This is a genomic window from Streptomyces sp. SP17BM10, assembly GCF_036322405.1.
Lineage (GTDB): Bacteria > Actinomycetota > Actinomycetes > Streptomycetales > Streptomycetaceae > Kitasatospora.
Genome location: NZ_JAQYXB010000661.1, coordinates 82,958 through 106,000, shown reverse-complemented (window position 1 = coordinate 106,000; position 23,043 = coordinate 82,958). Strand labels below are relative to the sequence as shown.

Below are 23,043 nucleotides of genomic sequence, written 5' to 3'. Positions count from 1 at the left end.
GGTGAGTGTGTGCCGGGTGTGCGGTGGCGAGGTGAGCGTGAGGCGCCTGCCGGGAGCCGGAGCGCGATCCGGCGCGCGGCCCCGGGGGCGATCCGGAGCGCGATCCCGAGCGTGATCCCGAGTGTGATGCAGCGGACGGAGGCAACCGATCGGATCATCTGTATGCTCGCCGCCATGCCACCGACACCCGACGCCACCGCGCCGGGCGCCGCGGTGCCCGACCGGGGGCGCGCGGACGCCTGTCCAGGGGCGCTTCGTCTGCACACGGCCGACGACGGCGCCCTGGCCCGGGTCCGTCTGCCCGGCGGCCTCCTGACGGACCGTCAGGCACTCGCGCTGGCCGACGCGGCCGAGGCCCTCGGCGACGGCGAACTGGAGACCACCTCCCGCGGCAACGTCCAACTCCGGGGCCTGGCTTCGCACTGCGCGGCCGACCTCGCCGACCGGCTGCGCGCCGTCGGGCTGCTCCCCTCCGACACCCACGAGCGGGTGCGCAACGTCGTCGCCTCGCCACTCGCCGGCCTCGACGCCCACCCGGCCGCCGACGTGCAGGCCTGGGTGCGGGAACTGGACGCGCGGCTGTGCGCGAGCGACTGGGCGGCCGGACTCTCCGGCAAGTTCCTCTTCGCGCTGGACGACGGCTGCGGTGACGTCGCCGCGCTCGACGCCGATGTGACATTGATCGCAGGCCCGGACGGCACCCACCTGCTGCGTCTCGGGCGGGACGCCGCCGGACACCCGGTCGAGGCCGGGCGGGAGGTGACGGCCGTGCTGGACGCGGCCCGCTCCTTCCTGGACGCGCTGCGCGCGGACGGCCGCAAGGCCTGGCACCTGCGCGACGTCCCGGACCTGCTGCCGGCCGGCACCGTGCCGCTGCCCGCGTTCACCGGCGCCGCCCCCGCCGTCGGCGCGCTGCCCGGCGGACTGTCGGTGGGTCTGCGCTTCGGCAGGGCGAGCGCGGCTCAGTGGCGCGCGCTGGTCGCGGCCTGCGCCGGTGAACTGCGCCTGACGCCCTGGCGCGGAGCCGTCCTGCCGGGCGCCCCCGCCGGGCGGCTGGCCGGTCTCGCCGAGGCCGGGTTCCGGACGCTGCCCGGCTCGCCCTGGGAGCGGGCCTCCGCCTGCACCGGGCTGCCCGGGTGCGCCAAGTCGCATGCCGACGTGCGGGCGGACGCGGCCCGCGCCCTGGACTCGGCCGCCGCGGGCGGCCTGCCCGTGCACTGGTCGGGCTGTGAACGGCGCTGCGGCCACCCGGCCGGGCGGTGGGTGGACGTGCTCGCCACCGGGCAGGGCTACCGGGTGACGGTGAACGGGCCGGGAGCCGGAGCGGCCGGTCCGGACGGAGCGGTGGGTGCATCCGGTGCAGCCGGGCAGGCTTCCGTGACGGCGGCTTCCGTGATGGAGGCTCCCGTGATGGAGGCTTTCGCGATGGAGGTTTCCGCCGTGGATGTGACGAACGAGGAGATGGCCGAGGCGGTCGCCGAGGCCAGGAGGACCACGAAGTGATCGAGTACGAGAAGGACGGCGCGTCCATCTACCGCCAGTCCTTTGCCACCATCCGCGCGGAGGCCGACCTGGCCGCCCTGCCGGCGGACGTCTCCCAGGTCGCGGTGCGGATGATCCACGCCTGCGGGATGGTCGACCTGGTCGAGGACCTGGTGTACTCGCCCGGCGTGGTCGCCTCCGCGCGCGCCGCGCTGCACGCCGGTGCGCCGATCCTGTGCGACGTCAACATGGTCGCGAGCGGTGTGACCCGCAAGCGGCTGCCCGCCGACAACGAGGTCGTCTGCACCCTCACCGACCCGTCGGTCCCCGAACTGGCGCGCAAGATGGGCAACACCCGCAGCGCCGCCGCCATGGAGCTGTGGCTGCCCCGCCTGGAAGGCGCCGTGGTGGCCGTCGGCAACGCGCCGACCTCGCTCTTCCGGCTGCTGGAGATGATCGAGGCGGGCGCGCCGCGCCCCGCCGCGGTGATCGGCGTGCCGGTCGGCTTCATCGGCGCCGCCGAGTCCAAGCAGGCCCTGGCCGAGCACCCTTCCGGCCTGGAGCACCTGGTGGTGCGCGGCCGCCGTGGCGGTAGCGCGATGGCCGCCGCCGCCATCAACGCGATTGCGAGCGAAGAAGAGTGACGGATCGCCAGCGGAAGCCTCAAAACGATCGCCAGGGCGACCTCCAGGACGACTCGACCGGACGGCTCTACGGCGTCGGGCTCGGTCCGGGCGACCCGTCGCTGGTGACCGTCCGCGCCGCCGAACTCATCGGCAAGGCCGACGTGGTGGCGTACCACAGCGCCCGGCACGGGCGGTCCATCGCGCGCTCGATCGCCGAGCGGTACCTGACAGGTGGTCAGATCGAGGAGAAGCTCGTCTACCCGATCACGGTCGAGACCACCGACCACCCGGGGGGCTACCGGGGCGCGCTGGACGACTTCTACGAGGAGGCCGCCGCCCGGCTGGCCGCCCACCTGGACGCCGGGCGCGACGTCGTCGTGCTCGCCGAGGGCGACCCGCTGTTCTACGGCTCCTACCAACACATGCACAAGCGGCTCGCGCACCGCTACCCGACCGAGGTGGTGCCGGGCGTGACCTCCGTCAGCGCGGCGGCCGCCCGGCTCGGCCAGCCGCTGACGGAGGCCGAGGAGACGCTCACCGTCATCCCGGGCACGCTGCCCGAGGAGGAGCTGGCGGCGCGGATCGCGGCCGCCGACTCGGCCGTGATCATGAAGCTCGGGCGCACCTTCCCGGCCGTCCGCCGCGCGCTGGAGCGGGCCGGCCGGCTGGAGGACGCGCAGTACGTCGAGCGCGCGTTCATGGAGGGGGAGCGGATCGCGCCGCTCGCCGAGATCGACGGCGAGACCGTGCCGTACTTCTCGGTGGCGGTGCTGCCGAGCAAGGTCGCCCCGCTGGAGCCGGTCGTTCGGACGGTGGACGGGACCGGCAGCGTGACCGTCGTCGGCACCGGACCGGCCGGGCCGCTCTGGCTCACCCCGGAGGCGCGCGGCGCGCTCGCCGAGGCCACCGACCTGGTCGGCTACACCACCTACCTGGCCCGGGTGCCGGAGCGGCCGGGCCAGGTGCGGCACGGCTCGGACAACAAGGTGGAGTCCGAGCGCGCCGAGTTCGCCCTCGACCTGGCCCGGCGCGGCCGGCGGGTCTGCGTGGTGTCCTCGGGTGACCCGGGCGTCTTCGCGATGGCGACGGCGGTGCTGGAGGTGGCCTGCGAGGAGGCCTACCGGGACGTGCCGGTGCGGGTCCTGCCCGGTATGACCGCGGCGCACGCGGCCGCCTCCCGGGCCGGCGCTCCGCTGGGGCACGACTACGCGGTGGTCTCGCTGTCCGACCGGCTCAAGCCGTGGGACGCGGTGGCCCGCCGCCTGCGCGCGGCGGCGGAGGCGGACCTGGTGCTCGCGCTGTACAACCCGGGCTCCAGGTCGCGGACGACGCAGGTCGGCCTGGCCCGGGACCTCCTCCTGGAGTACCGCGCGCCGCAGACGCCCGTCGTGATGGCGCGCGACGTCGGCGGCCCGACCGAGCGGGTCCGGATCGTTCGGCTCGGGGAGCTGGACCCGGCGCTCGTCGACATGCGGACGATCCTGTTGATCGGCTCCTCGCAGACGCAGGCCGTCGAGCGCGGCGCCGGCGTCGAGGTCGTCTGGACGCCGCGGCGGTACCCGGAGTAGCGGCGAACGGCGAACGGCAAACAGATGACAGCTGACAGATAACGAAATCTGTCAGCTGTCATCTGTTACTCGGCAGCCCGCAGCCGGCAGCGGTCAGCCGACGGCTGCCGGTCGGCTGACGCCCGCTCCCGTCACCGCGTCGGCTTGGTGATCAGCAGCTCCGTGTTGTGGTCCTGCCCCGCGCCGAGCAGCGCGGCCGGCCGCCCGTACGGGTCGTTGTACGACAGCTCGCGGTAGAGCGCCGCCAGGTTCGCGTCGGACGTGCTGCCGAAGTCCGTCCCGTACGGGGCGTCGGACTCGATCAGCGTCGTGAACAGGGACAGCGTGCCGTCCCCGTTGTCCGCGATCTCGATGATCCGACCGTGCTGCGGGTAGTCGATGTGGGAGGCGGTGTTGATCTCCCAGAACGCGCGCTCCGGCACCGCGTGCCCGTGCGCCGTGATCTTGTTCATGTGGGTGTGGCCGTTCACCCACGCGACGACGTTCGGGTAGCGCTGGAGCAGCGCCACCAGCTCGTTGCCGTCGTGGCGCTTCTCGAAGATGTTGCGCGGGTCGGGCAGCAGGTTGCCCATGGTGCCGCTGGTGTGGTGGCTGAAGACCAGGATCAGGTCGTCGGTGCTGCCGCCCGTCACCTTCCGGCCGTCGCCGTCGTACCAGTGCCCGCTGTGCGCCTTCAACTGCTGCTCCAGCCAGCGTAGTTGCGAGGTGCCGATCGAACCGTCCGCGAATCCGGCCTGGTTGGTGGTGTCCAGGCTGATGCCGAGCACCTTCTCTGAGATGCGGAAGGTGTAGAAGAGCTTGCCGCTGTTGACCATGTCCGAGGTGAAGCCGTGCCCGTGCGGGCCCGCGCCGGTGACCGCCGGATCGAGGTGGGCCTTCGCGAACTCCTTGAGCGTGAACGGCCGACGGCGCTCGTCGGGGGTGATCTCGCGCACCGCGTCGCCGGTCGCCAGCAGCTTGCCGAGCAGCAGCGCGGCGCTCGCCGGGTCGTGCCGCAGGGCCTCCATCAGCCGGCCGGCCTCGGCGTCGTCGCAGCCCTCCAGCTTGTAGCGGCCGGTGTAGAGGTCGTTGAGCAGGCCGAGGTCGGGGAGCGAACCCTCGAGGCTGTCGTCGTGGTTGCCGACCGTCGTGTACCAGGGGGTGCGCAGGCCCGGCGCGTCGAAGGGGCGGCCGGCGGCCGACAGGAAGCCGGGTATCTGCGGGAAGCCCTTCGCCTTGTAGCCGTCCTGGAAGGACAGTTCGGGGTTCCAGTAGGCGGAGCTGCCGGAGTTCTGCACGCCTTCGTAGCGGTTCGGGTCACCGGTGTTCTGGGCGAGGCGTCCGCCGCCCATCACCGCGAGGTACCAGTCGAGTTCGACGTGCTCGTGGTTGTCGGTGTTGTCGCCGGTGGCCATCACCAGGCTGAACGGCATCCCGGTGTAGGGGCCTGCGGCGAGCGAGTTGACGCGCTCGACGAGGGCCGAGACGCCGCGGGCGTTCAGGGTCTCGTGCGGCCGGTGCGCGGCACCGAGGAACTTGGCCAGGTACTCGAAGCGGAACGGCGACTCGGTGTCGACCAGGTGCAGGTCGGAGAACTGCACGAAGCTGGCCAGGCCGGTGCGGCGGTCGTCGCGCCCGCTGCCCGGGGCCGCGATGTCGCCGCGGACGACCAGCGGCCAGCCCGGCCCGGCCGTCAGCCGCTTGTAGGAGCCGCTGCCGACCGGCGTCGCCACCTGGTCGAGCGTGGTCCCGGTCACCTGGACGGCTCTCGCGGCGGTGGCCGCCAGTGCCCGGTCACGCGCCGCCGCGGACGCGAACTGCGCGCCGCCCAGCGAAAGGGCCGCCCAGGCGGCGGCCACCGACGTACCCGTCACGAACGTACGCCGACTCATCCCTGCCACGAAAACCCCGCATTCTGATGGCCCGGCCGGTCGCTCCGGTCCCGGGCCCCGTGTCATGAACCCGCATCTGGCGGAGCGACAGATTACTCACTGGTAGGTGGAGGTTTCGAGACCCGTGCAGAGAACTTCTCGGTAACTCGAGGCAGAGATTTCCGCCGCCCCCACCACCGCCCCCCACCGTTCCCATCAGCACCCCCGCCCGCACGAGTCCGCACCCGCGCCCACGTCCGCCGAGGGCCCCGGTCGCCGTCCGCCCTGGTCCATGGGGGAAAATCGGGAGCGGAGGCCGTTGCGGCGACGGGAGCAGCGGCCACGACGGCGACCGAGACAGCGAGCGAGGCGGATGTGGCCGAACCGGACGTGGCCGGGCCGGGAGGCCGGGCCGGGCAGCTGAAGAGCAGCGGCCTGCGGCACGGCTGGACGACGGGCGCCTGCGCCACCGCCGCCGCCAAGGCCGCGTACACGGCGCTGCTCACCGGCGAGTTCCCGGATCCGGTGAGCATCACCCTCCCCAAGGGGCAGCAGCCCGCCTTCGCCCTGGCCGCGGAGGAGCTCAAACCGGCGAGCACCCACGGGCCGAACACGCCCCACGGGCCGAACACGCCCCACGGGCCGAACACGCCCCAAGGGCCGAACACGCCCCAAGGGCCGAACACGCCCCAAGGGCCGAACACGCCCCAAGGGCCGAACACGCCCCAAGGGCCGAACATCCCCGACGGCCCGGACGACCCCCACGGCCCGAACATCCCCGACGGCCCGAACATCCCGGACGGTCCGGACACCTCCGACGGCCCGAGCGCCATGGCCGGCGTGGTCAAGGACGCCGGCGACGACCCCGACGTGACGCACGGCGCCCTCATCCGCGTGACGGTGCGGGCCGGCGAGCCCGGCGCCGGTGTGGTGTTCCGGGCCGGTCCCGGGGTGGGTACGGTCACCAAGGCCGGGCTGCCGCTGCCCGTCGGCGAGCCCGCCATCAACCCGGTGCCGCGGCAGATGATCCGTGACGCCGTCGCCGAGGTGGCCGCGGAGCACGGCGGGACGGGGGACGTCGTCGTCGAGGTCTCCGTCGACCACGGCGAGGAGATCGCCCGCTCCACCTGGAACCCCCGGCTCGGGATCCTGGGCGGCCTGTCCATCCTGGGCACGACCGGCATCGTCGTCCCCTACTCCTGCTCGGCCTGGATCGACTCGATCCGCCGCGGCGTGGACGTGGCGCGCGCGGCGGGCCGTACGCACGTGGCGGGTTGCACCGGTTCGACGTCGGAGAAGGTCGCCGTCGCCGTGCACGGACTGCCCGAGGACGCGCTGCTCGACATGGGCGACTTCGCCGGCGCAGTCCTCAAGTACCTCAAGCGCCATCCGGTGCCGAGGCTGACCATCGCGGGCGGCTTCGCCAAGCTGTCCAAGCTCGCGGCCGGCCACCTCGACCTGCATTCGGCGCGCTCCCAGGTGGACAAGGGCTACCTCGCCGGCCTGGCCCGGCGCGGAGGCGCGGACGAGGACCTCGCCGCGGCGGTGGCCGCGGCCAACACCGGCCTGGAGGCGGTGCAGTTGTGCCGGGCGGCGGGCGTGCCGCTGGGGGACCTGGTCGCCGAGGCGGCCCGGGCGACGGCGCTCGGCGTGCTCGTCGGCTCCCCGGTGGCGGTGGACGTCATCTGCATCGACCGCGCGGGCACCATCGTCGGACGGGCCGAACCGCTCGGGCCGTGAGGTCACAGGACTTCGGGCCGTGAGGTCGCAGGAACCGGGGCCGTGAACTCCCAGGAATGCGCGGAAAGCTCAGCAATATCTCATGGTGATGTGAAGATCTGACACCCATACGGGGTGAGAAACGGACAAATAGAGCAAGGATTCGCGTCCTGATTCCGTCGCCATCTCAAGCGTGAGATATGGTCTGCCGAGTGACAGGCGACTATCTCACCCGTATCGGCACCCTCATCCGTACCGCGCGCCAGCACCGCGGCTGGTCCCAGGCGCAGCTCGGCGAGGCCCTCGGCACCAGCCAGAGCGCGGTCAACCGCATCGAACAGGGCAAGCAGAACGTCAGCCTTGAGATGATCGCCCGCATCGGCGAAGCCCTCGACAGCGAGATCGTCTCCCTCGGCTACTCCGGTCCGATGCACCTGCGCGTCGCCGGCGGCACCCGACTCTCCGGTGCGATCGACGTCCGCAGCAGCAAGAACGCCTGCGTCGCGATCCTCTGCGCCTCGCTCCTCACCACCGGCCGCACCACGATCCGCAGCGTCGCCCGGATCGAGGAGGTCTACCGCATCCTGGAAGTCCTCACCAGCATCGGCGTCAAGAGCCGCTGGATCAACGAGGGCCGCGACCTCGAACTCACCCCGCCGGCCGAGCTCGACCTCGCCGCGATGGACGTCGAGGCCGCCCGCCGCACCCGCAGCGTGCTGATGTTCCTCGGCCCGCTGATGCACCGCGCCGAGCGCTTCGCCATCCCGTACGCGGGCGGCTGCGACCTCGGCACCCGCACCGTCCAGCCGCACCTGACCGCGCTGCGCCGCTTCGGCCTGGAGGTCGCCACCACCGGCGGCGCCTACCACGCCTCGGTCGAGCAGGGCGTCCCGCTGGACCGTCCGATCGTGCTGACCGAGCGCGGGGACACCGTCACCGAGAACGCGCTGCTGGCCGCTGCCCGCCACGACGGCGTCAGCGTCATCCGCAACGCCTCGCCCAACTACATGGTCCAGGACCTGTGCTTCTTCCTGGAGAAGCTGGGCGTGAAGATCGAGGGCATCGGCACCACGACCCTCACCGTGCACGGCGTCCCGGAGATCACCTGCGACGTCGACTACACGCCGGCCGAGGACCCGGTGGAGGCGATGAGCCTGCTCGCCGCCGCCGTCGTCACCTCCTCCGAGCTGACGATCCGCCGGGTGCCGATCGAGTTCCTCGAGATCGAGCTCGCGGTGCTGGAGGGCATGGGCCTGGACTACGACCGCACCCCGGAGTACCGGGCGCACAACGGTCACACCCGGCTGGTCGACCTCACCGTGCGCCCGTCCAAGCTGACCGCGCCGATCGACACCATCCACCCGATGCCGTTCCCGGGCATCAACATCGACAACGTGCCGTTCTTCGCCGCCATCGCCGCGGCGGCGCACGGCACGACGATGATCCACGACTGGGTGTACGACAACCGCGCGATCTACCTCACCGAGCTGACCAGGCTCGGCGCGGACGTCAAGCTCCTCGACCCGCACCGCGTCCTCGTCCAGGGCCCGACCCGCTGGCGCGCCGCCGAGATGATGTGCCCGCCCGCGCTGCGGCCCGCCGTGGTCATCCTCCTCGCGATGCTCGCCGCGCAGGGCACCTCGGTGCTGCGCAACGTCTACGTCATCAACCGCGGTTACGAGGACCTCGCCGAGCGCCTCAACTCGATCGGCGCGCAGATCGAGACGTTCCGCGACATCTGACCTCTGGCGTCAGCACTTTGACGGGCGGTCAGGGGGCTGACCCGTCGAGGCCAGACAGCAGCAGGGCCACGTCCAACCCGGTGTTCAGGTACTCCACGAACACCGGGTTGTTCAGCGCCCAGGGCGAACGCCGTTCCCGGATCAGCCCGATGGCCCGGCCGGTGTCGTGCCCGAGGAGCGTGAGGGCGCCCGCCACCGCGAGGCCGGAGCGGTTGTAGCCGGAGCGGCAGCGTACGAGCGTCCGGCGGCCCCGGCGGACGGCTTCCGCGGTGAGCGCGACCGCGTCCTGGACGGCCCGGAGCTGGGCGGCGGAGAGCACGTCGTCCGGCACTGCCCGGACGACGTGCTCCACGTGCGGGGCGGGCCCGTGTCCCGGCAGCGTGAACAGGCTGACGACCACGTCGAACTCGTAGCCCACGACAACGGGTTCGAGGTCGCCGCCGGGCGGGGTCCAGTAGTGCCCGCCCATCCAGAGCCCGGGGGCGATCTCGTTCAAGGGGGCCGAGGGGCCCGGGGTTCCGCGATCGTTTTGGCGGGTCCGCATGCGTGGTTCCGTGGTCCTTCCCGTTCGGCCGGCGGCGCTCGTCGAGCATGGGGAACGGAGATCGGGCGAAGCGGGCGGATCTCCCCGCCGAAGCGGCCCGGGTGTCCAACGACGCTGTGGCGCAGCCGAGTTCCCGGGCGGCCCGACCGAGAGGCCCTGCGGACTAGCCGAATTGGCCCAGCGAGGCCCCGGCCGTGGCGGCCAGCCAGCGGACCGCGCCGGGGACGTCCGGCGCGACCGGGACGCCGTCGGGCAGCGGCGGGCGCTCCACGACGACCACGGGCAGGCCGAGTTCGCGGGCGGCCGTGAGCTTGGGGGCGGTGGCCGCGCCGCCGCTGTCCTTCGTGACGAGGACGTCGATCCGGTGCTCGCGCAGCAGCTCGCGTTCGCCCTCCAGGGTGAAGGGGCCGCGATCCAGCAGGATGTCGAGCGAGGAAGGCAGCGGCGGCTCGGGCGGGTCGACCGAGCGGGCCGTGAAGTGAAGACCGTCGAGGTGCGCGAAGGTGGCGATGCCCTGTCGCCCGGTGGTGAGGAACACTCGTCGCCCGAGGGCGGGCAGGGCCTCGGCCGCCGCGGCGAGCGAGGGGACGGGGTGCCAGCGGTCGCCGTCGACCGGCGACCAGCCGGGCCGGCGCAGCGCCAGCAGCGGTACGCCGGTGGCGGCGGCCGCGACGGCGGCGTTGCGGGACATCCCCGCGGCGAACGGGTGGGTGGCGTCCACGACGGCGGCCACGCGCTCGGCGCGCAGCCAGGCCGCGAGGCCGTCCGGACCGCCGAAGCCGCCGACCCTCACCTCCCCGGCGGGCAGCCGGGGCCGGGCCACCCGGCCGGCCAGCGAACTGGTCACGCGCAGGTCCGGGTGCCCGGCGAGTTCGCCGGCGAGGGCCCGGCCCTCGGTCGTGCCGCCGAGGATCAGGACGTGGCGGGCCACCCGGTCACGCCCCGCAGGGCTCGTGCGGGCGCTCGCGGTCCGCCGAGTAGAGGTGGCTGTCGCGGAACTGCTCGGCGGCGAGGGTCCGTCCGACGATGATCACCGCGGTGCGGACCACGCCGGCCGCCTTCACCTGTTCCGCGATGTCGGTGAGCGTGCCGCGCAGCACCAGCTCGTCGGGGCGGCTCGCCATCGCGACGACGGCGACGGGGCAGTCGGCGCCGTAGTGCGGCAGCAGTTGCTCGACGACGTCGTCGACGTAACCGGCGGCCAGGTGCAGCACCAGCAGGGCGCCGCTGCGGCCGAGGGTCGCCAGGTCCTCGCCCTCCGGCATAGGCGTGGCGCGCTTGGCGATCCGGGTGAGGATGACGGTCTGGCCGACCGTCGGTACGGTCAGCTCGCGCTTCAGCGCCGCCGCCGCGGCCGCGAAGGCGGGCACGCCCGGGACCACCTCGTAGGGGACGCCGGCCGCGTCGAGGCGGCGCATCTGCTCGGCGACGGCGGAGAACACGGACGGATCGCCGGAGTGCAGGCGGGCCACGTCCTGCCCGGCCTCGTGGGCGCGGACCAGCTCGGCGACGATCTGGTCGAGGTTGAGCCGGGCGGTGTCGATCAGCCGGGCGCCGGCCGGGCATTCGTCGAGGAGCTCGCGCGGCACCAGGCTGCCTGCGTAGAGGCAGACCTCGGCGCGGGCGAGGATCCGCTGGCCGCGCAGGGTGATCAGGTCGGCGGCGCCCGGGCCGGCACCGATGAAGTAGACGGTCACGAGGCTTTCTCCTGGGGGGTGTTGGGCTTGACGGCGGACCACTGGGTGACCGGCATCGCCTGCCGCCACCCGGTGAACCCGCCGACCGGGACGGCGTGCGCGACGGCGAGCTTGACGAGCTCGCCGCCGTGGCGCCGGTACCAGTCGGTGAGCAGCGCCTCCGATTCCAGCGTCACGGTGTTGGCGACCAGCCGGCCGCCGGGCGCCAGGGCGGCCCAGCAACTCTCCAGCAGGCCGGGCGCGGTGAGGCCGCCGCCGATGAACACGGCTTCGGGGGTGGGGAGTCCGGCGAGCGAGGCGGGGGCCGGACCGGTGACCACGCGCAGCCGGGGGACGCCCAGCGCGACGGCGTTGCGGGTGATGCGTCCGGCCCGGACGGGGTCGCGCTCGACGGTGACGGCCCGGCAGTCGCGGTGGGCGCGCAGCCACTCGATGGCGATCGAGCCGGAGCCGCCGCCGACGTCCCAGAGCAGTTCGCCGGGGGTGGGCGCGAGGGCGGCGAGGGTCGCGGCGCGGACGTGGCGCTTGGTGAGCTGGCCGTCGCTCTCGTACGCGGCGTCGGGCAGGCCGGGGACGAGGGAGGTGCGGGGGCCGTCGCCGAGGTCGACCGCGATGACGTTCAGCGGGTCGCCGGGCGGGTGTGGCCAGCCGTCGGCCGGGCCCTCGAGGTGCCGTTCGGCGGGGGAGCCGAGCTGTTCGAGCACCCGCAGGCGGGCGGCGCCGTAGCCGCGGGCGGTGAGCAGCGCGGCGACGGCAGCCGGGGTGGCGGCGTCGGCGCTGAGCACGAGCAGGCGGCGGCCGGGGTGGAGGGCGAGGGCGAGGGTGTCCAGCGGGCGGCCGACGAGGCTGAGCACCTCGGTGGCTTCCACGGGCCAGCCGAGGCGGGCGCAGGCGTGGGAGACCGAGGAGGGGTGAGGCAGGACGCGGAGGCGGTCGGCGCCGACGGTCTCGGCGAGGGTGCGGCCGATGCCGTAGAACATCGGGTCGCCGCTGGCGAGGACGGCGATGCGGCGGCCGGCGTGGGCGGCGAGCAGCCCGGGGACGGCGGGGCGCAGCGGTGACGGCCAGGGGATGCGGTCGGCGGGCACCTCGTCGTGTGGGAGGAGGTCCAACTGCCGGGGGCCGCCGATGACGACCTCGGCCGCGTGGAGGGCGGCGCGGGAGGTGGCGGCGAGGCCGGGCCAGCCGTCGGCCCCGATCCCGACGACGGCGATCGGGGGTGGCAGCTCGGGCACCGGGTGGCTCCTCGTCGTGTGGCGGGCCGTGAGGCGGGAACGGGAAACGGACGTAGCCGGGGCAGCCTACCTGGCGGTTTGGCGGAGGATCAGGGCGGGCGACGGGCGACGGGCGACGGGCGACGGGCGGTGGACGACGGGCGACGACGGACGCGGCTTTCGGCGAACAGATGACAGCGAACAGATAACAGATTTCGAAATCTGTTATCTGTTCGCTGTCATCTGTCATTTGTTCGCCGCCACCGGCGCGCCCGCTGCGGCCGGGGCCCCCGTCGCCCGCCGAGGTCACCGCTCCGCCCAGTCCCCCGAGACGATCAGCGCCGGCCGCGCGCGCAGTTCCGCCGCCACCACCGGCCCGGCCAGGTACACCCACGCCTCCCGGGTCTCGCCCGACGCCGTCCGAACCGCCCGCCGCTGCCGCACGTACAGTCCCGTCCCGTCGGCCCGGCACTCCTCCAGCCGGTCCAGGTCCGCGAGAGCGCCCGCGTACGCGCCCGGGCGGACGGTGACGAGCTCGCCCACGATCCGGCGCCCGGGCGTCGGATCCGGCACGGCCCACGGGAACCCGGGACCGCCGTGGAGGGCGGCGCCCTCCAGGACCGCCGGCCGGATGTCGGCGCAGCGGCCGGCCAGGTGGACGGCGTGGTTGTGGCCGTCGCTGCGCAGGGTGCCGTAGACGAAGAACGGCAGCGCCTCGTCGGACGCGCGCTCATCAGACACGGGCTCGACCTCTCGTCCGGGGGCGCCCACCGTACGTCCTCGTGCCCGGCTGGTGATACCCACTGGCGCGCAGGCCCGTCGATGCGGTGTCATATCGACTGTTCTGCCAGGACCGTCAAAGGGGGACACCCGTGACAGCGCCCGCTTCCTCCCAATCGCCCGAAGCCTCCGCCGGGGACACCGACGGCGAAGCCTCCTCAGGCCCGGCCGCCAGAGACTCGGCCGCCAGAGAGTCGGCAGCCAGGGACTCGGCAGCCAGGGACTCGGCCGCCCGAGCCTCGGCGGTTCCTGACCCCGGTTCCCCGCTCCGCCCGGCCCGGCTCGGCGGCGCGGTCTGGCTGGCGCTCGCCGTCGTCTACGTCGTCTGGGGCTCCACCTACCTGGCGATCCGGATCTCGGTCGAGACGATGCCGTCCTTCCTCTCCGCCGCCGCCCGCTTCCTGACCGCGGGCCTCATGCTCTCCGGCTTCCTGCTGGTCCGCAGCGGCCCGGCCGCTCTGCGGGTGAGTGCCCGCCAGCTGGCGTCCTCGGCGCTGGTGGGCGTACTCCTGCTGACCGGTGGCAACGGCCTCGTCGTGCTCGGCGAGCGCTCGGTCCCGTCCGGCCTGGCCGCGCTGCTGGTCGCGGCCGTCCCGCTGTGGATGGTGCTGCTGACGGCGTCCGGTGGCGAGCGGCCCCGGCCCGCCGAGCTGGTCGGCGTGCTGCTCGGTCTCGTCGGCCTCGGAGTGCTGTCCGCGCCCGCGTTCGGCGGGGACATCGCGCCGCTCGGCGTGATCGTGATCATCTGCGCCACGCTGACCTGGGCGGGCGGTTCGTTCGTCAGCAAGCGCCTGCCGATGCCGGGCAACGTCCTCGCGGCGAGCGCCTACCAGATGCTGGCGGGCGGCCTCGCCGACCTGCTGGTCGGCCTCGTGCGCGGCGAGGCGCACGGGCTGGACGTCGCCGCGGTCTCCGGCCGGTCCTGGTTCGCGCTGGCGTACCTGGTGCTGTTCGGCTCGCTGCTCGCCTTCACCGCGTACGCGTGGCTGCTGCGGAACGCGCCGCTGACGCTGGTCTCGACGTACGCCTACGTGAACCCGGTCGTCGCGGTGCTCCTCGGCTGGCTGATCCTGGCCGAGCCGCTGACGGGCCCGACCCTCGCGGGCGGGGCGATCGTGGTGGCGGGCGTGTGCCTGGTGGTGAGCGTCAGCCGCAAGCCTGCCCGCACCTGAGGACGAGTCCGCCGCCGTCCTCGCCGACGCCGGGCGGACCGTCCCGGAGGCCCGACCGGGCCGAACGCGCGCTCCCGGGCGGGCAGCCGGGGTCAGAGCGCGTGCGGCGGGGTGCCCGTCCACCAGTTGCCGGGGGCCTCGGGGTCGCGGCTGGTCCAGAACTCGATGATGGCGGTGGTGAACTCCTCGGCGGAGAGCGTGCCGTCGCCGTCGCGGTCGAGCCGCCGGAAGGCCTCGTCGGCGTCGTCGCGCGAGAGGCCGACGAAGTGGCCGCGCTGGAAGACGAAGAACTCGCCCGCGTCGACCGTGCCGCTGCGGTCGGCGTCGGCCACGGCGAGGAAGGCCTCGGCGAGCGCCCCGAGGCTGGTGCGGGCGGCCTCCGGGTCGTCGGCCAGTGAGCTCGTCGAGCGGACGAACTGCTCCCGGGTGATCGTCTCGGTGCCGGCCGGGAGGTGGGCGAGGTGCAGGTCGTGCCAGATCGTCAGGTAGGCGCGGACGATGACCGCCTCGGCCTCCGAACCCTCCTGGTGGCCGAGCGAGCGGGCGACCGAGTGGCCCATGAGGACGTGGTCCCGCTCGGTGATCAGCCCGTCGCCGTCGGCGTCGAGGTACTGGAACCCGTGATTGATCTTCGCGATCAGCAGATCGTCAGACATGTGTCCCCTCGGTTGGCGATCCCTGCCGGTGGAGTCCGCTTGCCGCCCCGGCCGGTCGAGTCCGCCGGGTTTGCCGTGGATCCTGCCGGAGCACCACGCCAGCACGCTAGCGCCTCCGGCCGCCGCGACGCAGCCGAACGGCGGCTCGACCGATCCACGGGACCGGCCGCGCGCCGCCCCCGGCTGGGGCGCACGTTCCGGGGCTCGTCCGCGTCCCCGGCTCGTTCACCGGCTGATCCACGTGCCCCCGGCTCACCCGCACGGCCACGACGACGGCCACGTGCGCCCCAGCAGCACCATCCCGATCCCGCACAGCACCGCGACCACCGCCAGCGACCACAGCGCGGCCCGCGCCCGCCGGGAGTGCCGCCACCAGCCGGCCACCCACGAGAGGGCCGCCGCGACGGCCCCGAGGAGCCCCAGCCCGACCGCCCCGAGCGCCGGGACCGGCCACGGCGGCCCGTCGCCCCGGCAGGGCGGGTCCTGCTGGAAGAGTTGCCAGCTCCCCGCCGCCGCGCCCGCGAGCGCCATCACGGCCAGGCACACCCCGACCTGCGGCCACCGCACTGCGGGTCGTCCGCCCACCGATGCCCCCGTCCGCCCAGAGCCGCTGCGCCTGGGTCCACGCCCAACGGTTCGGTGAACTCTCCCAGGGCGGACGGACCGCGGGCGTCAGCCCCCGGGCGGAGCCGTCGCTCCCGCATCCGGTCCGAACGGCGGGGGCGCGGGGACGCCGAAAGGCGCCGGCTCAGTTCTGGTGATCGCTCTGGACGTACGCCTCGGGGAGCAGGTCGCGCACCCGGACGGCCCGCAGGTCCGGTCCGCGGCCGACGAGCACCTCGATGCCGGGGAAGTAGTCGAGCAGCACCTGCCGGCACCGGCCGCACGGCGCAATGACGCCCCGCCCCCTGTCGCCGACCGCGACGATCGCGGTGAGGTCGTACGCGCCCTGGCCGGCCGCCGCGCCGATGAGGACGAGCTCGGCGCAGGGCCCGCCGGTGAAGTGGTAGGCGTTCAGGGCCGTGACGATCCGCCCGTCGGCGTTGCGGGCGGCCGCGGCGACGGTGTGCTCGTCCGCGCGGGCGAAGCGGCGGGCGACGTCCTCGGCGGCGTCGACGAGCTCCTGGTGGGCGGCGGAGAGCGGTGCCGAAGCGGAGTGCGGGCAGGACGCGGACACGGGGTCGGGCCCGGCGGCGGACATATTCGGTGGGTCTCCCGGGTCGTTCGTGACAGGCTTCGAGCATGGACCGCAGCCCCCTGTTCGTGCCAACGCTCTCCGCCGGTCCGTTCGACCTGCGCCCCTGGCGGCTCAGCGACGCGGACGTGCTCCGCGAGGCCGCCGCGGATCCGTACATCCCGCTGGTGACGACCGTCCCGGCCCGCTACGACGCGGACGCCGCACGGGCCTTCGTCGAGCGCCAGTGGGCCAAGTCCGCGGCCGGCGCCGCCTACCCGTTCGCCGTCGCCCGCCGCGCCGACGAGCGGGTCGTCGGCTTCGTCGGACTGTTCCCGCAGGGCGACGGCCGGGCCACGATCGGCTACTGGACGGCGGCCTCGGCCCGCGGCCTGGGTGTGGCCGGCCATGCCCTGCGCACGGTCGCGCACTGGGCGCTGCGCGAGGCCGGGCTGGCCCGGCTTGAGCTGCACATCGAGCCGTGGAACACCGGCTCGCTGCGGACGGCGGAACGGGCCGGCTTCCGGCGCGAGGGTCTGCTGCGCGCCCACCGCACGATCGCCGGCGAGCGCCGCGACATGGAGCTGTACGCCCTCCTCGCCACCGATCTCGCCATCGACCTCGCCATCGACCTCGAGCCTCAGCCGGCCACGGCGGCCCGTTCGGGTACCGTCCGCGCACCCGCCCCCGGCACGGCGGCGAGCAGTTCGCGCGTGTAGTCCGTGTGCGGCGCGGCGAACAGCCGGTCGCGGTCGGCGGACTCGACCAGCCGTCCCCGGTGCATCACGGCGACCCGGTCGCAGAAGTGCCGGACGACGGCGAGGTCGTGCGAGACGAACAGGAAGGCGACGCCGAGCCGTTCGCGCAGCTCCATCAGCAGGTTGAGCACCTGCGCCTGGACGGACACGTCGAGCGCGGAGACCGGCTCGTCCGCGATGATCAGCCGCGGCCCCGGGGCGAGCGCCCGCGCGACGCCGATCCGCTGGCGCTGTCCGCCGGAGAACTCGTGCGGATAGCGGTCGAGGTGGCCGCCGGACAGCCCGACCTGTTCGAGCAGTTCGGCGCAGCGCCCGCGCCGCTCGGCGGCGGTGAGCGCGGTGTGCAGGCGCAGCGGGGTGTCGAGGGTCTGGGCGACGGTGCGGCGCGGGTTGAGCGAGGCGTACGGGTCCTGGAAGACGAGCTGGATCTCGCGGCTGAGCCGGCGGCGCAGGGCGCGGTCGGGCCGGGTGGTTCCGGAGCCGTCGTGGATCACCCGGCCGTCGTACGAGACGCGTCCGCCGGTGGGCTGCTGGAGTCCGGCGAGGACGCGCGAGGTGGTGGACTTGCCGGAGCCGGACTCGCCGACGAGGCCGAGGGTCTCGCCGGGGGCGATGCGCAGCCCCACGCCGTCGACGGCCTTGACGGGCTCGGTGCGCCCGCCGGGGAAGCGGCGGCGTCCGGGGAAGTGGACGGCGAGGTCGTCCACTTCGACGAGCCAGCGTCCCGCCTCGCGTTCCGGGGCCTTCACTCGTGCCCCGAATCCCGAGGGAGGTGACGGATCGTCAACAGTAGGCAGGGGAGCGCCGGGTACGGAGTTGAGCGTGAGTGCGGCTCCCACCAGTGCGCGGGTGTAGGGCTCCTGCGGATCGGCCAACAGCCGAGCGGTGGGCGCGGATTCGATCTCGACGCCCCCGCGCAGGACGAGGGTGCGGTCCGTCGTCTCGGCGACGACGCCGAGGTCGTGGCTGATCAGCAGCACGGCCGTGCCGTTTTCGCGCTGCAACTCGCCCAGCAGGTCCAGGACTTGGTGCTGGACTCGAGCGTCCAGGGCCGTTGTCGGCTCGTCGGCGATGAGCACCTCGGGGTCGTTCATCAGCGCCATGGCGATCATCACCCGTTGGCGCATGCCGCCCGAGAACAGGTGCGGGTAGTCGCGGGCACGGGCCGCGGGGATGCCGACCCGGTCGAGCATCGCGTCCGCCCGCCGCCGGGCCTCGGCGCGGCCGGTGCCGGGGTGGTGCAGCCGGTACGTCTCGGCGAGTTGGGCACCGACGCCGTGGAACGGGCTGAGCGAGGTGAGCGCGTCCTGGAAGACCAGCGCGATCCGACCGCCGCGCACCTCGCGCAGCACGGACTCGTCGGCGCCCACCAACTCCTCGCAGCCCGCCGACTCATCGCCGCCCAGCCGGATCGAGCCGGTGACGGTGGTGGTCCGCGGGTCGTGCAGACCGAGCACGGCGAGCCCGGTCGCCGACTTGCCCGAGCCCGACTCACCGACCAGGCCGAGCACTTCACCCCGGGCGAGGTCGAACGAGAGCCCCCGGACGGCGGCGACCGGTGGGCCGCCGCGCGGATCGGCGAAGGTGACGGACAGGTCGCGGACGCTCAGCACGGGTTCCGTGCGCGACGCGACACGCGACGCGACACGCGACGCATTGACTCCGGACGACACTGGACAACAACTCCCTTTCGGACGGCGGACGGCACGTGGCAGGCGCATGCGGCGGACCGCGGACGGCACGTGACAGACGGCATGCGGCGGACGGTAGCGGTGGACGGCAGTGGCCGGCGTCCTCAGGCCAGCCGGATGCGCGGATCGAGCCAGGCCACGACCACGTCGGCCAGCGCGACGAACAGGACGACGAAGCACGCGGCGAGCAGCACCGCCCCGACGACGGCGGGCAGGTCCTGCCCCTCCACCGCCTCCGCGGCGAACCGCCCGACGCCGTTCAGCCCGAACACCGTCTCGGTGATGACCGCCCCGCCCAGCAGCGCCCCGGTCTCCAGCCCGAGCAGCTGCACGAGCGGCCCGGCCGCGCCGCGCGACGTGTACTTGAGGTGCGCGCGCAACCGGCCGAGGCCCTTGGCGCGGGCGGTGCGGACGTACTCCTCGCCCATCGTCTCCAGCAGCTGCGAGCGCGAGAGCCGGGCGAAGACGGCCGAGTTGACGAAGCCGAGGACGAGCCAGGGCAGCAGCATCCCGCCCGCCCAGGCGGCGGGGTCGGCGGCCGGCGGGGTGTACGACGGCAGCGGCAGCAGGCCGGTCGAGTAGACGAGCGCCCACTGCGCGACGTACCCGAGGAAGTAGATCTGCACGCTGGCGCCGACGAGCGTGAACCCGGAGAGCAGCCGGTCCGTGCGCCTCCCGTGCCGCAGCGCCGAGACGAACCCGGTGCCGAGCCCGAGCACCACGAGCACGGCGAGCGCACCGGCGGTGAGCGAGAGGGTGACCGGCAGGTGGTCGGCGAGGGCCTCGGTGACGGGCTGGTGCAGCCGGTAGGAGTAGCCGAGGCAGGGCGCGTCGCAGTGGATGACCGAGCCGTCGACGTCGCCGACGTCCCGCCCGGCGACGATCCCGGTCAGGTAGTCGGTGTACTGGGCGAGCAGCGGCCGGTCCAGGCCCATGCTCACGCGGACCGCCGCCACCTGGCCGCCGTCGCAGCGCGGTCCGCAGGCGGCGCGGGCGGGGTCGGCGGGGGCGGCGTGGAACAGGGCGAAGGCGGCGGCGCAGACCGCGGCGAGCACGGCGAGGGCCTGGAGGGCGCGCCGCAGGGCGAAGGAGAGCATCGTCGCAACCTCGGGAGCGGACCGGATCAGGACTTCAGGTACAGCCAGGCGAGCCCGACCGTCCCGTAGATCGGGTGGATGAACGCCCCGCCGACGTTCCTGCCGCGCAGCTGGTTGGCGGTCGGGTAGACGAACGGCAGCACCGGCGCATCCTTCATGACGGTCTGCTCCAGTGCGTACAGCTCCTTCGCCTTGGCGCGCGGCTCGCCGATCCCGTTGATCCGGTCGATCTCCCGGTCGACCGCCGGGTTGCGGTAGCGCGCCGTGTTGAGGTCGTCGCCGGCGCGGCCGTCGAAGGCGAACGGCACGAGCGTGGACGGGGTCGGCCAGTCGACGGACGAGGTCTCCTCGTACAGGTCGTACGGGGAGCCGGCGCGGTGCACCTCGTCCAGGAAGGCCTTCGGATCGACGGGCTTGGGTACGACGGTGATCCCGGCCCTGGCGAAGCCGTCGACGAGCACCTGCGCCACGCGCTGCCCGTCCGGCGTGTTCTTGTAGCCGTAGGTGAGGCTCGCGGGCGGCTGTCCGGCCTTGGCGAGCTGCGCCTTGGCGGCGTCCGGGTCGCCCTCGGGCCTGGCCGGGTAGAGGTCGTACTTCTGCCAGTCGATCAGCGCGGGCGAGCTGAGCGTGGTGGCGAGTTCGCCGACGCGGGAGCCGCCCTGGACCTGGCGGGCCTGCTGGCGGGGGTAGGCGAGGTGCAGGGCCTTGCGGACCTCGGCGTCCGGCACGCGCTCGTTGTTGATCACGAGTTGGGTGACGAAGGCGCCCTGGCGGCCGGAGACGACGAGGTCCTTGGCCTCGGGGTCGGTGTCGACGCTCTGGTACAGCTCGGGGGAGAGCTCGTCGGAGGCGGTGGTGGCGTCGGCGCCGCCGTCGCGGCCGGAGAGGATCTCCTGGTTGATGTTGAGCGCCTCCTTGCCGTACGTGAAGACGAACCGGTCCGGGTACTGGTTGCGGACGGGGTCGGTCCCGGCCTTCCAGTAGGGGTTGCGCTCCAACACCATGCGGGTGTTCTGGACGTGCTCGGCGATCCGGTAGGGGCCGGTGGCGAACGGCAGCCGGTCGTAGTCGGTGCCGGTGTCCTTGTCGCGGCGCACCGGAGAGGACGAGGACTGCGCGGCCATGTACGGCACGTCGGCCTGCGGCTGCGGGAAGTGGAAGACGACGGTGCGCTCGTCGGGCGTCTCGATGGCGGCGAGCTCGCCGTCCTGCGGGCCTGCGTACTTCTTGCGTGCGTCCTCGTAGCTCGCCGCGCCGGTGAGCCACTGCGGCCAGTACGGCGGGCCGACCTCGTAGCCCTTGCCGAAGCTTCGTTCGATGCCGTACTTGACGTCCTGGGCGGTGATCGGCTTGCCGTCCTCCCAGGCGACGCCGTCCTTGAGGCGGTAGGTCCAGGTGCGGCCGCCGTCGGCGGAGGTGCCGGTGTCGGTGGCGAGGTCGCCGACCAACTTCGCCTTACCGTCGGTGACTTGATACTGCGTCAACTGGCGTCCCCAGAGCAGTGAGGCGTTGTACGCGGCGCCGGCGTAGACCTTCTGCGGGTCGAGGTGGCGGAACTCGACGCTGTTGTACACGTTGACCGTCCCGCCCTTGCGGGCGTCCGGCACGGCCGGGGCGGGCCCGGCGCTCTCCCGCTCCCCGCCGAGCACGGCGGTGAGCGGGGAGGTCTCCTTGGCGGCGGCCGGGTTCGAGGCGGAACCCGTGCCCGCGCCGGCCGAGCAGGAGGTCGCGAGGAGGGCGGTGGCGACGACGGCGAGGGACGGACCGGTCCTGCGGGTCCAGCGCATGGCGAATCTCTCCTTGCCCCGGCGGGCGGGGCCATCGGACGGACGAACGGTGAAAGGACGAACGGTGAAAACGGGGAGGGCGGTCACGGCGCACCGAGGGTTCAGCGCCGGCCCGACCGCGGGTCCAGGGCGTCCCGGACGGCGTCGCCGAGCAGGTTGAAGGCGAGGACGAAGAGCAGCAGCGCCACGCCGGGGAAGGCCATGTACGTCGGGTCGGCCCGGAACACCTCGGCGCCGCGGGCGATCATCCGGCCCCAGTCCGGGACCGGCTCGGTGATGCCGACCCCGAGGAACGACAGCACCGCCTCCGACGCGACGAACGCCGGAACCGCCATCGTCACGTGCACCAGCAGTTGCGAGCGGACGTTCGGCAGCAATTCCCGCACGACGACGTGGAATCCGCTGGCCCCCTGGGCGCGGGCGGATTGCACGAAATCCCGTTCCCGCAGCGATCGGACGGTGGCCCGGAGGGAAAGAGCGAGCGGAATCCAGCCGAACGCGGCGAATACCAGGATCAGCACCAGGAACTGCATCCATTCCGGTTCCGCGGCGCCCGGATCGACCAGCCTGGATTGGATGACCGGACTGAGCGCGAGCAGCAGGAGCAGCGTAGGAAAGGCGAGCAGCACGTTCGCGAGGAAGCCGAACAGGCGGTCCGCGATTCCGCCCAGATGACCGACCGCGACGCCGGCCAGCACGCCGAGCGCGGTCGTCGCGGCGGCGGACGCGAAGGCGATCAGCAGCGAGGTGCGGATGCCGTACAGCAGCTGGGTGAACACGTCCCGGCCGAGGCCCGGCTCCAGGCCGAACCAGAAGTCGCCGGAGATGCCGCCGTTCGCCAGCACGGGCAGTCCCCCGTCGCTGAGCAGGTCAGGAGCGTTCTGGCCGTAGTGCTCGGCCGGGTTCTTCCCGTACAGGGCGGCGATCAGCGGTGCGATGAGCGCGAGGAGCAGGAATAGCAGGACGACGGCGAGGGCGGCGGCGCCGACCCGGTCGCGCAGGATCCGGCGGAGCGGACCGCCCGGGGCCGGGGACGGCGGGACGGCTGGACCGGGTGCCGAGACTGTTTCGACGATGGCCATGCGAGGCGTACTCCAGAATTCTCCGCAGCCCGGTGGGGTGAGGGGGCGATGACATGCATTTCCGAGCCGTCTCCGAGGGTTTCCCGGCGTCCGGCACATTGCCATCAGATCGGATGCGATGGACCTCCGGCAAATCACTTCCGGTCGATTTGTTGCGCATTGTTTCGGCCGGCTCGTCGGCTTCACGGCGTCGCAACACGCCTGTCGCAGGAGAACGGGCAAAAGCTCCCAAAGCACCTCGGGCGTCCCGCATTCTGAGATCTGCGCCACACCCTGGCGGGTATTGGTAGGATCCCGGTGGGTCGCGACTGGCGCGTAGGGATGGAATCAACCATCGGGAAGCGGCCCCGTGCCCTGTCACGAGCGGTTGCCGAGCGCCTGGGCCCTTCGCATCCCCATCAGGA

Annotated in this window: 20 protein-coding genes and 1 riboswitch; of the genes, 7 read left to right on the top strand and 13 right to left on the bottom strand. The window is 73.5% G+C overall.

Annotated features, from left to right (window positions below):
* The first annotated feature begins 174 nt into the window (after positions 1-174).
* Genes PUR71_RS31230 through PUR71_RS31220 form a run of 3 tightly spaced genes read left to right on the top strand, consistent with a single transcriptional unit; the run spans position 175 to position 3,676 of the window.
* The gene (locus PUR71_RS31230; RefSeq protein WP_329930524.1) at positions 175-1,503 is read left to right on the top strand and encodes a cobalamin biosynthesis protein CobG; all 1,329 of its coding nucleotides are present in this window, start codon (positions 175-177) and stop codon (positions 1,501-1,503) included.
* Positions 1,500-2,126, top strand: a complete 627-nt coding sequence (locus PUR71_RS31225) for a precorrin-8X methylmutase (protein ID WP_329930523.1) — start codon at positions 1,500-1,502, stop codon at positions 2,124-2,126. The genes PUR71_RS31230 and PUR71_RS31225 overlap by 4 nt, the downstream gene beginning before the upstream one ends.
* A complete protein-coding gene (locus tag PUR71_RS31220; protein ID WP_329930522.1) occupies positions 2,123-3,676 on the top strand; it encodes a precorrin-2 C(20)-methyltransferase in 1,554 nt (517 codons plus the stop codon). The genes PUR71_RS31225 and PUR71_RS31220 overlap by 4 nt, the downstream gene beginning before the upstream one ends.
* Positions 3,677-3,807: 131 nt before the next feature.
* On the opposite strand, the gene PUR71_RS31215 is transcribed toward PUR71_RS31220, so the two are convergent.
* Positions 3,808-5,547, bottom strand: coding sequence for a TIGR03767 family metallophosphoesterase (locus tag PUR71_RS31215; protein WP_329930521.1), 1,740 nt, complete (start codon positions 5,545-5,547; stop codon positions 3,808-3,810).
* Positions 5,548-5,901: 354 nt separating this feature from the next.
* Here PUR71_RS31215 and PUR71_RS31210 point away from each other — a divergent pair, with 354 nt between their 5' ends.
* Both PUR71_RS31210 and PUR71_RS31205 read left to right on the top strand, forming a co-directional pair.
* Entirely contained in the window at positions 5,902-7,266 is a 1,365-nt protein-coding gene (locus tag PUR71_RS31210; RefSeq protein ID WP_329930520.1) for a cobalt-precorrin-5B (C(1))-methyltransferase, read from the top strand.
* Positions 7,267-7,457: 191 nt separating this feature from the next.
* The gene (locus tag PUR71_RS31205) at positions 7,458-8,987 is read left to right on the top strand and encodes a UDP-N-acetylglucosamine 1-carboxyvinyltransferase (protein ID WP_329930519.1); all 1,530 of its coding nucleotides are present in this window, start codon (positions 7,458-7,460) and stop codon (positions 8,985-8,987) included.
* Between the two features lie 28 nt (positions 8,988-9,015).
* Here the strand turns inward: PUR71_RS31205 and PUR71_RS31200 are convergent, their stop codons facing one another.
* The 5 genes from PUR71_RS31200 to PUR71_RS31180 all read right to left on the bottom strand — a co-directional run bounded on the left by PUR71_RS31200 (position 9,016) and on the right by PUR71_RS31180 (position 13,183).
* On the bottom strand, positions 9,016-9,483 hold the full coding sequence (locus PUR71_RS31200; protein ID WP_329930518.1) for a protein-tyrosine phosphatase family protein: 468 nt from the start codon (positions 9,481-9,483) through the stop codon (positions 9,016-9,018).
* Positions 9,484-9,694: 211 nt separating this feature from the next.
* On the bottom strand, positions 9,695-10,462 hold the full coding sequence (locus PUR71_RS31195) for a cobalt-precorrin-6A reductase (RefSeq protein ID WP_329930517.1): 768 nt from the start codon (positions 10,460-10,462) through the stop codon (positions 9,695-9,697).
* 4 nt (positions 10,463-10,466) lie between these two features.
* Positions 10,467-11,228 carry a precorrin-4 C(11)-methyltransferase gene (gene cobM, locus PUR71_RS31190; protein WP_329930516.1) on the bottom strand — a complete coding sequence of 254 codons (762 nt, stop codon included), beginning with the start codon at positions 11,226-11,228 and terminating at the stop codon, positions 10,467-10,469.
* Positions 11,225-12,463 (bottom strand): precorrin-6y C5,15-methyltransferase (decarboxylating) subunit CbiE, encoded by a 1,239-nt coding sequence (cbiE, locus tag PUR71_RS31185; RefSeq protein WP_443077632.1) that lies wholly within the window; start codon positions 12,461-12,463, stop codon positions 11,225-11,227. The genes cobM and cbiE overlap by 4 nt, the downstream gene beginning before the upstream one ends.
* A 285-nt stretch (positions 12,464-12,748) precedes the next feature.
* On the bottom strand, positions 12,749-13,183 hold the full coding sequence (locus tag PUR71_RS31180) for a gamma-glutamylcyclotransferase family protein (RefSeq protein ID WP_329930515.1): 435 nt from the start codon (positions 13,181-13,183) through the stop codon (positions 12,749-12,751).
* A 131-nt stretch (positions 13,184-13,314) separates the two neighbouring features.
* Between PUR71_RS31180 and PUR71_RS31175 the strand changes: the two genes are divergently transcribed.
* Positions 13,315-14,394 (top strand): EamA family transporter, encoded by a 1,080-nt coding sequence (locus PUR71_RS31175; RefSeq protein WP_329930514.1) that lies wholly within the window; start codon positions 13,315-13,317, stop codon positions 14,392-14,394.
* A gap of 92 nt (positions 14,395-14,486) precedes the next feature.
* Here the strand turns inward: PUR71_RS31175 and PUR71_RS31170 are convergent, their stop codons facing one another.
* From PUR71_RS31170 to PUR71_RS31160, 3 genes are all read right to left on the bottom strand, one after another.
* Positions 14,487-15,050, bottom strand: coding sequence for an EF-hand domain-containing protein (locus tag PUR71_RS31170; RefSeq protein WP_329930513.1), 564 nt, complete (start codon positions 15,048-15,050; stop codon positions 14,487-14,489).
* A 252-nt stretch (positions 15,051-15,302) separates the two neighbouring features.
* A complete protein-coding gene (locus tag PUR71_RS31165; RefSeq protein WP_329930512.1) occupies positions 15,303-15,617 on the bottom strand; it encodes a hypothetical protein in 315 nt (104 codons plus the stop codon).
* Between the two features lie 181 nt (positions 15,618-15,798).
* Positions 15,799-16,251 (bottom strand): cytidine deaminase family protein, encoded by a 453-nt coding sequence (locus tag PUR71_RS31160; protein ID WP_329930511.1) that lies wholly within the window; start codon positions 16,249-16,251, stop codon positions 15,799-15,801.
* Positions 16,252-16,292: 41 nt separating this feature from the next.
* On the opposite strand from PUR71_RS31160, the gene PUR71_RS31155 reads away from it, so the two are divergent.
* The gene (locus PUR71_RS31155; RefSeq protein WP_329930510.1) at positions 16,293-16,943 is read left to right on the top strand and encodes a GNAT family N-acetyltransferase; all 651 of its coding nucleotides are present in this window, start codon (positions 16,293-16,295) and stop codon (positions 16,941-16,943) included.
* On the opposite strand, the gene PUR71_RS31150 is transcribed toward PUR71_RS31155, so the two are convergent.
* The 4 genes from PUR71_RS31150 to PUR71_RS31135 all read right to left on the bottom strand — a co-directional run bounded on the left by PUR71_RS31150 (position 16,865) and on the right by PUR71_RS31135 (position 22,639).
* On the bottom strand, positions 16,865-18,703 hold the full coding sequence (locus PUR71_RS31150) for a dipeptide ABC transporter ATP-binding protein (RefSeq protein ID WP_443077631.1): 1,839 nt from the start codon (positions 18,701-18,703) through the stop codon (positions 16,865-16,867). The genes PUR71_RS31155 and PUR71_RS31150 overlap by 79 nt on opposite strands.
* Before the next feature lie 74 nt (positions 18,704-18,777).
* Positions 18,778-19,770 carry an ABC transporter permease gene (locus PUR71_RS31145; protein ID WP_329930508.1) on the bottom strand — a complete coding sequence of 331 codons (993 nt, stop codon included), beginning with the start codon at positions 19,768-19,770 and terminating at the stop codon, positions 18,778-18,780.
* Positions 19,771-19,796: 26 nt separating this feature from the next.
* The gene (locus tag PUR71_RS31140) at positions 19,797-21,557 is read right to left on the bottom strand and encodes an ABC transporter substrate-binding protein (protein ID WP_329930507.1); all 1,761 of its coding nucleotides are present in this window, start codon (positions 21,555-21,557) and stop codon (positions 19,797-19,799) included.
* A gap of 101 nt (positions 21,558-21,658) precedes the next feature.
* Complete coding sequence (locus tag PUR71_RS31135) at positions 21,659-22,639, bottom strand: ABC transporter permease (protein ID WP_329930506.1); 981 nt, start codon at positions 22,637-22,639, stop codon at positions 21,659-21,661.
* Between the two features lie 294 nt (positions 22,640-22,933).
* A riboswitch (ZMP/ZTP riboswitch) is annotated at positions 22,934-23,030 on the top strand.
* Positions 23,031-23,043 lie beyond the last annotated feature (13 nt).